Source organism: Shewanella sp. SG41-4, assembly GCF_014164505.1.
Taxonomy (GTDB): Bacteria; Pseudomonadota; Gammaproteobacteria; order Enterobacterales; family Shewanellaceae; genus Shewanella.
Genome location: NZ_JACJFI010000134.1, coordinates 1 through 11,179, shown reverse-complemented (window position 1 = coordinate 11,179; position 11,179 = coordinate 1). Strand labels below are relative to the sequence as shown.

Sequence of the window (11,179 nt, the reverse complement as noted above, 5' to 3'; positions counted from 1 at the left end):
TGTTGTTACCTCAGTCGTACCCACATCAATCGGTTACATTTGAACAACTCATGGAACTTGGAATGGTCAGTCATCCAGATGCAATGCATTATTGGTCGCAAATAGTTAGCCAGTATTTTACTGACAAACAGGCATTAGCGTTACAAGTGCCTGTAAGAAGTTACGTTAATCAATTGAACCAAATTCTTGTTCCTGTGGCTAAAGGGCTCGCATTTGCTGTACTACCACAATTTGCAGTGGATAATTTTGCCCAACCACAGCATATCCGTATCGCATCATTCGCCACTGAGCAAGCAGACAATGTGGTAGTCAGTGAGCCATTATTCATCATTTACAAAAAACATCGACCACTTGCACGTCGTTATGGACCCATAATCGACAAAATTAGACAGCTGGTGAAGTGATACTCTTTAGCTCGGTGAATTAGCTCCCTGAATCAGCTCAGTGAGTTAGCTCTTTGAATTAATAATGTGTTGTAGTGCGCTGTTGATATCAGTGTATTGAAACTCAAAACCTGCTGCTAAAGCCCGTTTAGGTAAGACAAATTGGCCAGTAGTGAGCAACTCAGACATTTCACCCATTGCCAGTCTTAAGGCCAATGGTGGCGTGGTTATTTTAGCTGGACGATTTAACGCACCGCCTAATGCTTTAGCAAATTCAGCATTGCTAACAGGTTGAGGTGCGGTAGCATTATAGATGCCTTGTAAATCTGTGTTGCTAAGTAAGTAGTGAATGATTCCAAGTAAATCATCAACATGAACCCAACTCATTCCTTGCTCGCCATTACCTATTGGACCGCCTAAACCCAGCTTGAAGGGGGGTAACATTTTTGCTAATGCGCCGCCATTTTTCCCAAGCACAATACCTATGCGAGTAATGCACACTCGGGTTTGTGGTGACTGGGCTTGTAGTGCAAGGTCTTCCCATTTTTGACATATATCATGGCTAAATTCTTCATGAAAATCACTTGTTTCATCAACAGGGATTTGGTCTTGTCTGCCATAGTAACCTATTGCTGAGGCGCTAATAAACGTATGAGGCGGGGTAGTACTTTTACTAATAAGCTGAGTTAAGGCTTTGGTGATGTCCCAACGACTGTCGCATATCAGTTTTTTTTGCTTGTTACTCCAGCGTTTACTAACTATTGGTTCGCCCGCAAGATTGATCACTGCATCAATATCGTTAAGATGTTGTTTATCAGTAAGGGTTTGCCAGTATTGATGATGACTGCCAAGATTATTTTTTGCGCTATTAACATTACGCGTCAATATGATCAGTTGGTGATCGTCAAGCGATTTAACTAAGCGTTTGCCAACAAATCCAGTTGCACCAGTGATTAATATTCTCATCTAAACTCCCCCTCTACTCATTAGAACAATATACGATGGTAACCTTATAAAATGATCACAAATTCTGCACGTAACATGCCTGTTACTGCGTTTTTTGATAGCATAATTCCATCGACACTGAGTCTGCAAAGCGCAGTGCATGGGGTTTATCTATTTCTACACTGGCAAATTCAACCCAATCATGCTCACTGGCAATAGCGAGGGTTTGATTTGTCAGATTTTCGAGTAAGGAAAAACGATTATTTTCAATCAAGGCAATGATATTTTTAGTAATGGTGCGATAATTCAACGCATCGGCAACATTGTTGCTGTTTCTCGCTTTGTCGGCACAATAATGGATGACCACATTGACGATGACATCTTGTTGGTTATTGATTTCATCTTCTTTAATGCCGATATAGGTGCGTAAACGTAAGTTTTTAATGCGTATAATAGCGGTTTCTGGTTTCATATTGAGTGAGTGGATCCCTAAAAGTAGTTGTAAGCCAATATTGTCATCAACCGATATATGAATCGACAATAAATTTTAACTTAGTTTGCAATATGTTACTGAGTTTAGCTTAGCATATAGAATCATTTTAATAAGCAATAATAAGGATTTTTAGTTCTATGAAAGGATTACAACAATCGCCTATGGCTGTCCGTAGTTTTGTGGTGATGGCCTGTGTAGTGATTATTTTAGCGGGAATTAAAACGGCCAGTCCAATCGTGGTGCCTTTTGTATTATCTGCATTTTTAGCGGTAATTTGTAATCCTGCCATTGTATTGATGTCGCGTTTTCGTATTCCCAAATGGTTATCAATCATCTTGCTAATGGCCTTCATAGTGCTAATGGGCCTTTGGTTGGCCAGTTTGGTTGGCAGTTCAGTGAATGAGTTTTCTAAACAAATGCCAGTTTATAGGCAGCAGTTAATAGAACAATTTGCGTGGATTATTGAAAAGCTTCAAGATTTTAATATTCAGATTTCGAAACAAAAAGTCCTCGACTATTTTGACCCGGGCATGGCGCTATCCATGACCACCAATATGTTGTCTGGTGTTGGCAATGTGATGGCCAATTTATTTCTGATTATTTTGACTATCGTGTTCATGTTATTTGAAGCCCAATCTATGCCTAAAAAGTTTCATTTAGCGTTAGATGATCCAGACATGCGCTTAAAGCAAATCGATAAGTTTTTAAACTCAGTTAATCAATATATGGTGATTAAAACCTTAGTCAGTTTGGCCACTGCAGTGATTATTGGTGCTGGTTTGAGCATCATTGGTGTTGATTACGTGTTGTTATGGGCTGTGATTGCTTTTCTGTTTAACTATATTCCCAATATTGGATCCATTATTGCTGCTATTCCCGCAGTGCTATTAGCCTTTATTCAAATGGGGCCAGGTGCCGCAGGCATTACAGGTTTACTGTATGTGGGAACTAATATGGTAATGGGCAATGTGGTTGAACCGCGCTTTATGGGGAAAGGTTTAGGCTTGTCTACCTTAGTGGTATTTTTATCATTAATTTTTTGGGGCTGGTTATTAGGTTCTGTCGGTATGTTGCTGTCGGTACCCTTAACCATGATTGTTAAAATCGGTCTAGAGTCGAGTGAGTCGGGTAGTTGGTTGGCAATTTTATTATCGGATGATGTTGAAGAAACGATCAATGAATCTACGGCTAATGATGATGAACCAACTGCGGCGATTGAGTCTGATATCAATAATGGCAGTGAGAGCCTCGTAAATAATGATGGCAAAGACAAATCATCAACTACCGATGCCTAACCCGAATAAATGTTTAGTTTATTGAATTAAGAGAGTGTATGAAGCGTTTTTTACAAGTAATCCCTAATTTGACATTCGGTGATGATGTTTGCCGTTTATTTCATGGTCGTGGCGGTTTATTCGCGGGCGATGAACACCTATGTTTAGATTGGTATAAGCCGGTATTATTACTCACTAGTTTTAAAATGCTCGAAAGCGAGCAACTCGATGAATTAGTGGCCGCTATAGTGGTACTTTGGCAGCAGCAAAGACCAACAGAAACACTTAATTTGGTTTATCAATACCGTCACGGTGGTCAAACATTCAGTGAGTTATTGCATGGCGAAGTGCCAGAGCAACATATTGTGACCGAAAATGGCGCACGCTTTTTAGTCCATTTATTACGCGGACAAAACCACGGCTTATTTTTAGATATGGCCAATGGCCGAGCATGGGTGAAACAACATGCAAAACATAAAAAGGTGCTTAATTTATTTGCTTATACTTGCGGCTTTTCGGTAGTAGCTTTGCAAGGCGGCGCAGATGAAGTGGTCAACATGGACATGAGTAAAGGTGCGTTAAGCATTGGTAAGCAAAACCATGTATTAAATGACTTACCTGCAGGAGCGCGCTATTTAGGCCACGATATTTTTAAGTCTTGGGGTAAGTTAACCAAGCTTGGACCGTATGATTTAATTGTGGCAGATCCACCGAGTAATCAACGTGGCAGTTTTGTGGCGACTAAAGATTATGAGCGCTTATTAAAGCGTCTGCCTGACTTGCTTGCCCCGCAAGGTGAAGTGTTACTGTGTTTAAATGCTCCTGAACTCGGTTGTGATTTTTTAATGCAACAAGTTGCCAATACCGCACCACAATTAAGCTATGTTGAGCGAATTGCTAATCCGTCCGTTTTTGCCGATATTGATGAACAGAAATCATTAAAAGTATTACGTTACCGCATCAGCTAATTTATTCTCGTGTTACAACCAAAACCGACAACCATGTGGCTGTCGGTTTTTTTATGGCTACAACAAATGCCAAGGTATATCTCATCATTAACCCCTTAATAACATCTTGGCCGCGCAAGTTGCTTATAGTGGCTTATACTTGATGCTAACAAAGGAAACAACTGTTCAAAAAATCGTTAAATAATCCTTTATTTAATCGGTATTTATCCTTAGTAACCCTGATCTAGCTAATGATTTATTTAAATTGATGATCTAGATCATATTAACCTCGTTTTACCAATTTGTGAGTATATAGATTGTTACTGCATTAACGATAAAATTCACCGAGTCGTAATAAAGAAGCAATGAAGCGATGATGATTTGTTGTTTTTATCCCCACTCTTGGAGGGTCCATGAGTAATGAAACCGAAAGCAAAAAGGGTTTAGAGTTAAAGATATTTATCTTTTTAACCGTCTTCCTAGCCCCAATTTTATCTGTATTACTGGTTAGCGCACTGGGTTTTAGTATCTGGTTTAGCCAAATTTTAACTGGGCCTCCTGGCGCGGGCTAATCCTAAAAATAATAAATAATGCGAGAGTGATGTATGAGCAATGAACTTCACGTAACCAGCCTAATTGTCCAAGTACACCCTGAGAAAATGGCTGAAGTAAGACAAAAAATTATGGCCATCAAAAATGCTGAATTATCAGCTAATAATGACGTTAAGTTAGTTGTAGTGGTTGAAGGTCCGAGCCAACGATCGTTGATGGATGATATCTCAACAATTAATGCAATTCCTGGTGTGTTGACTGCCACCATGGTGTATCACCAAAGTGAAGAGCTTGAAGAAGGTGAAGTATGAAAATGAATAGACGCGATTTTATGAAAGCAAATGCCGCTATCGCAGCGGCAAGTGTTGCAGGATTAGCACTACCTACAAGTGCAAGCAACCTGATCACTAGCTCAGAACAAACCAAATTAGAATGGAACAAAGCACCTTGTCGTTTTTGCGGTACTGGTTGTTCAGTGATGGTTGCCACCCGTGACGGTAAAGTTGTTGCAACTCATGGTGATGCCAAAAGTGAAGTTAACCGCGGCTTAAACTGCATTAAGGGCTATTTCCTTTCTAAAATTATGTATGGCCGTGATCGTCTGCAAACGCCAATGTTGCGTATGACTGATGGTAAATATGACAAGCATGGCGAATTCACTCCTATCACATGGGAAAAAGCGTTCGACACTATGGCCGAGCGTTGGAAAGCGACCATAAAAGCCAAAGGCCCAACGGCAGTTGGTATGTTTGGTTCTGGCCAGTGGACCGTATGGGAAGGTTATGCAGCCGTTAAGTTAATGAAAGCTGGCTTTGGTTCAAACAACATCGATCCAAACGCTCGTCATTGTATGGCATCTGCGGTAGGTGGCTTTATGCGTACCTTCGGTATTGATGAGCCAATGGGTTGTTATGACGATATGGAAGCGGCTGACGCGTTTGTGCTTTGGGGCTCAAACATGGCTGAAATGCATCCTATTTTGTGGACTCGTGTAACCGATCGCCGTTTAAGTGCACCACACGTTAAAGTTGCTGTGTTGTCTACCTTTGAACATCGTTCATTCGACCTTGCTGATTTGCCGATTGTATTCACGCCACAAACCGATTTGGCGATGCTTAACTTTATTGCCAATTACATTATCCAAAATGGCAAAGTGAATAAAGATTTCATCACAAAGCATGTTAATTTCCGCAAGGGAACCACGGATATTGGCTATGGTTTACGTCCAACGCATCCATTAGAAATGAAAGCTAAAAACGTCGCGACAGCGGGTGACTCTACCCCGATTGATTTTGACGAATTTGCTAAATTTGTGGCTGATTATGATGTTGAATCTGTCAGTAAGTTGTCTGGTGTACCAGAACATAAGCTTATCGAGTTGGCAGAGCTGTATGCTGATCCAGATCGTAAAGTGACTTCATTCTGGACTATGGGCTTTAACCAACATACTCGCGGAGTATGGTGTAATAACCTGATTTATAACATTCACTTGTTAGTCGGTAAAATCTCTACGCCAGGTAACAGCCCATTCTCATTAACGGGTCAACCTTCTGCTTGTGGTACAGCACGTGAAGTGGGTACATTCTCACATCGTTTACCTGCTGACATGGTGGTAACTAACCCTGAGCACAGAAAACATGCTGAAGAAATTTGGCGTATTCCGAGTGGCATTATTCCACCGAAACCTGGCTACCATGCGGTAGAGCAAAACCGTCGCTTAAAAGATGGCGATTTAAATTGCTACTGGGTTCAGGTGAACAACAATATCCAAGCAGGCGCCAATATTAACGAAGAAGGTTTACCGGGTTACCGTAATCCAGAAAACTTCATCGTAGTGTCTGATGCATACCCAACAGTAACGACTCAAGCCGCCGATTTGATTTTACCAACAGCAATGTGGGTCGAAAAAGAAGGTGCTTACGGTAATGCTGAACGTCGTACTCAATTTTGGCATCAAATGGTCAAAGCCCCAGGCGAATCACAGTCTGATTTATGGCAGTTAATGGAATTCTCTAAGCGTTTCACTACTGATGAAGTGTGGCCTGCCGATGTATTAGCCGCTAATCCTTCATTCAAAGGTAAAACCTTATTTGAAGTGCTTTATCAAAATGGCAACGTTGAGAAGTTCCCGTTAAGTGATGCTGATCCTAAGTATTTAAACGATGAAGCTAAGCATTTTGGTTTTTATGTCCAAAAAGGTTTATTCGAAGAGTACGCTACTTTTGGTCGTGGTCATGGTCATGATTTAGCTGACTTTGATGTATACCATAAAGAACACGGTTTACGTTGGCCTGTTGTTAATGGCAAAGAAACCAAATGGCGTTTCCGTGAAGGGTCAGATCCATACGTTAAAGCCGGTAAAGACTTTGAGTTCTATGGTAAGCCAGATGGTCGTGCGGTTATTTTCGCATTGCCTTACGAGCCTGCAGCAGAGTCACCAGATGAAGAGTTTGATATTTGGTTATCAACAGGTCGCGTGCTTGAGCATTGGCATTCTGGTTCTATGACGCAACGTGTTCCTGAGCTTTATAAAGCCTTCCCAGATGCAGTGTGTTTTATGCATCCAGAAGATGCTAAAAAGCGTGGTTTACGCCGTGGTGATGAAATTAGAATTGTCTCTCGTCGTGGTGAAATTAAAACCCGAGTTGAAACGCGTGGACGTAATAAGCCGCCTGTAGGTTTAGTGTTTGTGCCTTGGTTTGATGCTAGCCAGCTTATTAATAAAGTGACGTTAGATGCGACAGATCCTTTGTCAAAACAAACTGACTATAAAAAATGTGCTGTAAAGATTGTTAAGGCTTAAGGAGACAGACCATGAAAACAGGTAAATTATTATCGATTATCGCGTTATTAGGTTTCTCTGTAAGTGTAATGGCTACCAGTGTACCTGAAGACAAAATCGACACATTACGTTTAGCGCCAATTAACGTAGAACCGACACCGCCTGCAATGCAAGCGGTGATCAATACTGATGTTAAGCAGGTACGTAATTACCCAATGCAGCCACCGGTGATCCCGCACAAGATTGATGGTTATCAAATCGATCTTAAAGTGAACAAGTGTATCCAGTGTCATGCCCGTACCAGTACTGGTCATTCACAGGCTCCAATGGTGAGCGTGACTCACTATATGGACCGTGATAATAATTTCTTGGCTGATTTATCACCACGTCGTTATTTTTGTACTCAGTGCCATGCACCGCAGTTAGATGCCAAGTTATTAGTTGAAAATGACTTTGTCGATATTGATCACTTAATGAAGGCGAAAGCCCCAGTTAAGCACTAGGAGTCACTATGATTGCAAAATTGTTTGAGCAACTAAAAATAGTGTGGAAAGTGCTGTGTCGTCCGAGTGTCCATTACAGCCTTGGCTTCTTAACCATTGGTGGATTTATCGCAGGGGTTATTTTCTGGGGCGGATTCAACACCGCGCTGGAACTGACTAACCGTGAGCAATTCTGTATTGGTTGTCATGAAATGGAAAACAACGTTTATCAGGAGCTGCAAACCACCATTCACTTCACTAACCGAAGTGGTGTGCGTGCAACCTGTCCTGATTGCCATGTGCCACACAACTGGACCGACAAAATTGCCCGTAAAATGCAAGCGTCTAAAGAAGTGTGGGGCAAAATATTCGGCACCATTAATACTCGTGAAAAGTTTGAAGCAAAGCGTCGCCATTTGGCTGAAAACGAATGGAACCGACTCAAAGCTAACGATTCTTTAGAGTGCCGTAACTGTCATAACTTCGACTATATGGATTTCACTCGCCAGTCTAAGCGTGCATCACAAATGCATTCAACGTCACTGGCTAGCGGCGAAAAAACCTGTATCGATTGTCATAAAGGTATTGCACACCAATTACCTGACATGGCGGGCGTAGAAGGGTTCTAAACTGTTTAACATTGTAAGTGTATAGAAAAGGCCAGCAAATTTGCTGGCCTTTTGTTTTATGCATTTTGTACTAAAATTGTTTAGGTTAAATCAACCTGTTGGCCAATCACATCAATTAAATAATTAGTGAAATCATGGCCATGGTTTTGCAACATCTTCGGGAACATTGAAATAGGCGTTAATCCCGGGAAGGTATTGATTTCATTCAAGAGGATTTGATTATCATCAGTTAAAAAGAAATCGATGCGCGACAAGTGACGTAACTTCATCCCTTTAAAGGCTTTTACCGCGTAATCACGGATCAGCTGAGTGATCTCTGGGCTTAGCTTATCAGCAACAACGTCGGTGCGAGCCTTACTATTTGTAGCGTACTTTTCATCAAATGAATAAAAGGTATTACTGTCGCAAATAATCTCACCCGGTAAGGTAGCAACCACTTCACCCTGGTATTGATATACGGCGACCTCTAATTCACGCGCATGGATGGTTTGCTCAACCACAACGTAAGGTGCATAACTAAATGCATCCTTAAGTACGTTAGCGATATTGGCTTTCACATCGACTTTATAGCATCCCACAGACGATCCTTGTGATGCTGCTTTAACGAAAACAGATCCCCAATGCTCAAATGCCGTTTCAGTTTGCTTGATTGCATCATCATCTAGTTGGTGCAAAAAGATGTAAGGCGTGTTTGGTACGCCTAAAGCTGAAAACCACATTTTAGCGGTGATTTTATTAAAGCAATTGCTTGAGGCTTCAGATTCACAACCAAAGTAGGGCAGTTGTATTAAGTTAAAATACGATTGAATATCGCCGGTTTCACCCGGGAAACCATGAATACACGGGATCACATAATCAACTGACCATGCAGGCGTACTGTTATCTTCAAAACGAATTTCACGACGATTAGTCAGGTCGCATAATTTACCGTCTTCAGTGTGATAATGACCGTGTTTATCGAGTACTAACTTAAGTACCGAAAATTTATCTGACTTTGCCAGTGATGACTCAAAAAAACGTGCCGACATTAACGAAATATCGTGTTCTGCACCGCCACCGCCGCACAATAACAGCAGATTAATCTTTGGCATGGTTGCTCCTGAAAGACAAAAGAATGGGCTAGAGTTGAGTTAGATTAGCCCTAAAAAAGTAATGCTTATGATAAAGACCCACAGCCATACAGCGCAAGTAAGAGTTAATAATATTTCAGCTAATTAGGTCAATTTTAGAAGGTAAGTCGATTAAATAGCCACAAGGAGATAATAAACAGCTGTCACATCTTAATTGTCTCACGAACCAGTTATGTTTATTAGCTATGCAAGTTTTGGCTTCACAGGCTTCGGTTGTCATAGTCTTTTAAGCGCCAACAAGTGTGGCTGATGAGTAAGTAATAAGGTGATATCGTTTTGCTGTCGACAAGATCAACGCCATCATTTGTGTAGGGCTGGTAAATAATGTTGTGTCTATGTTGAAAAAGAAAACCTCTTTTTATTTTCATAAAAAGAGGTTTTTTATCAATCAATATAATGTCTGCTATCGTGGTCAACCACATTGATTATATCTGTGTGGTAATAAACGCATTAAACGTGAATACTTAAGCTTACGGCATCAATTTCAGTCATTGGCTTTAGCATGTTCATGCCACTTAGAAGCGATAAGTTAAGTTCACCGAACCATTCACAGGCGCGCCGTAATAACCGATAGTGGCCAAGCTGTTAATGTATTTTTCATCGGTGAGGTTATTAATATTAGCTCTTAGGTTTAGGTCGTCAGAAATGTTCCAACTTGCAAAAGCGTTAACCACTAAGTAGGCATCTTGCTCTACATTAGGATCAACGACTTTGGTTTCTGATTGCCATCTGCCGCCTAATCCAACGCTTACTTCTGGCAATTGTGGGATGGTATAATCCATCGAAAAGTTAACAACGTTTCGTGCTGCCCACTCATTTGCTTCAGCGCCATCCTCATCTTCTACATCAAGCAGCGTATAAGCTAATACTGCATTGAGGTTGTCTGTTATATATCCAGTGACTTCAACTTCAAATCCTTTGGATTCGACATTGGCACCTTTATAATAATAATTTCCGTTAGCATTAAGGCCGGCATAACTCGCGAGGTTATTTTGCTCTGCACTAAATAGTGCAAAGGTGGCCATTAAATCATTATCAAGCCATAGGGTTTTAAGTCCAAGCTCGTAATTTACGCCTTTAGTTGGGTCTAAAAAATACCCATCGTAATCATACTGCTCTTGCGGTTGGTAAATGTCTGAATAGCTGAAATAGGTGTTTATATCCTCTGTGATGCTGTAAACCACACCCGCATAAGGGCTAAACTCGCTTTCGTCGTTGTCGATATCAACGCCGCTATTAATGCCTTCGCGGGTATATTTAATCGCATTAAAGCCAGCAACCACGAATAGGCTGTCATTAATATTGAACTTAGTCGAACCATATGCGCGCAGTAAGCTTACATCGATGTCTGAATACTCCACTTTATCGCCCCATTCAGGCTCGGGGATCGCATCGAGATCGTAAGGGAACGCTGGAGTCGGCCCGTATGCAGGAGTCGCAGCAAAATCAAATGGGTGTTGGTACATGTATTTTTTACTTTGAGAACCACTTAATCCCAAGGTCAGCTCGTGATCTTGACCAAATAAGCCGTAATGACCAATCGTAGTGATGTCTACAATATC

Annotated in this window: 11 protein-coding genes and 1 pseudogene; 8 read left to right on the top strand and 4 right to left on the bottom strand. The window is 41.1% G+C overall.

Features of this window, described 5'->3' with window-relative positions:
- Positions 1-404 (top strand): annotated as a pseudogene (locus tag H5202_RS12970) (LysR substrate-binding domain-containing protein); the annotation flags it as partial.
- Positions 405-449: 45 nt separating this feature from the next.
- Here the strand turns inward: H5202_RS12970 and H5202_RS12965 are convergent.
- Both H5202_RS12965 and folX read right to left on the bottom strand, forming a co-directional pair.
- Complete coding sequence (locus H5202_RS12965; RefSeq protein ID WP_182772436.1) at positions 450-1,349, bottom strand: TIGR01777 family oxidoreductase; 900 nt, start codon at positions 1,347-1,349, stop codon at positions 450-452.
- Positions 1,350-1,431: 82 nt separating this feature from the next.
- Positions 1,432-1,800: a dihydroneopterin triphosphate 2'-epimerase gene (gene folX, locus H5202_RS12960; protein WP_182772438.1), complete on the bottom strand. Its 369-nt coding sequence runs from the start codon at positions 1,798-1,800 to the stop codon at positions 1,432-1,434.
- 158 nt (positions 1,801-1,958) lie between these two features.
- Between folX and H5202_RS12955 the strand changes: the two genes are divergently transcribed.
- From H5202_RS12955 to H5202_RS12925, 7 genes are all read left to right on the top strand, one after another.
- Positions 1,959-3,116, top strand: coding sequence for an AI-2E family transporter (locus tag H5202_RS12955; protein ID WP_182772435.1), 1,158 nt, complete (start codon positions 1,959-1,961; stop codon positions 3,114-3,116).
- Between the two features lie 38 nt (positions 3,117-3,154).
- Positions 3,155-4,063 carry a class I SAM-dependent methyltransferase gene (locus tag H5202_RS12950; RefSeq protein ID WP_182772434.1) on the top strand — a complete coding sequence of 303 codons (909 nt, stop codon included), beginning with the start codon at positions 3,155-3,157 and terminating at the stop codon, positions 4,061-4,063.
- A 392-nt stretch (positions 4,064-4,455) separates the two neighbouring features.
- Positions 4,456-4,614 carry a periplasmic nitrate reductase, NapE protein gene (locus tag H5202_RS12945; protein WP_182772433.1) on the top strand — a complete coding sequence of 53 codons (159 nt, stop codon included), beginning with the start codon at positions 4,456-4,458 and terminating at the stop codon, positions 4,612-4,614.
- A gap of 33 nt (positions 4,615-4,647) precedes the next feature.
- Complete coding sequence (locus H5202_RS12940; RefSeq protein ID WP_182772432.1) at positions 4,648-4,905, top strand: chaperone NapD; 258 nt, start codon at positions 4,648-4,650, stop codon at positions 4,903-4,905.
- Between the two features lie 2 nt (positions 4,906-4,907).
- The gene (napA, locus tag H5202_RS12935; protein WP_182772437.1) at positions 4,908-7,397 is read left to right on the top strand and encodes a nitrate reductase catalytic subunit NapA; all 2,490 of its coding nucleotides are present in this window, start codon (positions 4,908-4,910) and stop codon (positions 7,395-7,397) included.
- Between the two features lie 11 nt (positions 7,398-7,408).
- On the top strand, positions 7,409-7,879 hold the full coding sequence (locus H5202_RS12930; protein WP_011638003.1) for a nitrate reductase cytochrome c-type subunit: 471 nt from the start codon (positions 7,409-7,411) through the stop codon (positions 7,877-7,879).
- An 8-nt stretch (positions 7,880-7,887) separates the two neighbouring features.
- Positions 7,888-8,487, top strand: a complete 600-nt coding sequence (locus H5202_RS12925; RefSeq protein WP_011638002.1) for a cytochrome c3 family protein — start codon at positions 7,888-7,890, stop codon at positions 8,485-8,487.
- A gap of 80 nt (positions 8,488-8,567) precedes the next feature.
- On the opposite strand, the gene H5202_RS12920 is transcribed toward H5202_RS12925, so the two are convergent.
- Both H5202_RS12920 and H5202_RS12915 read right to left on the bottom strand, forming a co-directional pair.
- The gene (locus H5202_RS12920; RefSeq protein ID WP_182772431.1) at positions 8,568-9,578 is read right to left on the bottom strand and encodes a D-alanine--D-alanine ligase; all 1,011 of its coding nucleotides are present in this window, start codon (positions 9,576-9,578) and stop codon (positions 8,568-8,570) included.
- Between the two features lie 554 nt (positions 9,579-10,132).
- On the bottom strand, positions 10,133-11,179 hold a 1,047-nt coding region (locus H5202_RS12915), incomplete at its 5' end, for a TonB-dependent siderophore receptor (RefSeq protein ID WP_182772430.1).

Coding starts and splice junctions, on each gene's coding strand:
- H5202_RS12965 (WP_182772436.1), bottom strand. CDS start 1,349: ATGAGAATATTAATCACTGGTGCAACTGGATTTGTTGGCAAACGCTTA.
- folX (WP_182772438.1), bottom strand. CDS start 1,800: ATGAAACCAGAAACCGCTATTATACGCATTAAAAACTTACGTTTACGC.
- H5202_RS12955 (WP_182772435.1), top strand. CDS start 1,959: ATGAAAGGATTACAACAATCGCCTATGGCTGTCCGTAGTTTTGTGGTG.
- H5202_RS12950 (WP_182772434.1), top strand. CDS start 3,155: ATGAAGCGTTTTTTACAAGTAATCCCTAATTTGACATTCGGTGATGAT.
- H5202_RS12945 (WP_182772433.1), top strand. CDS start 4,456: ATGAGTAATGAAACCGAAAGCAAAAAGGGTTTAGAGTTAAAGATATTT.
- H5202_RS12940 (WP_182772432.1), top strand. CDS start 4,648: ATGAGCAATGAACTTCACGTAACCAGCCTAATTGTCCAAGTACACCCT.
- napA (WP_182772437.1), top strand. CDS start 4,908: ATGAATAGACGCGATTTTATGAAAGCAAATGCCGCTATCGCAGCGGCA.
- H5202_RS12930 (WP_011638003.1), top strand. CDS start 7,409: ATGAAAACAGGTAAATTATTATCGATTATCGCGTTATTAGGTTTCTCT.
- H5202_RS12925 (WP_011638002.1), top strand. CDS start 7,888: ATGATTGCAAAATTGTTTGAGCAACTAAAAATAGTGTGGAAAGTGCTG.
- H5202_RS12920 (WP_182772431.1), bottom strand. CDS start 9,578: ATGCCAAAGATTAATCTGCTGTTATTGTGCGGCGGTGGCGGTGCAGAA.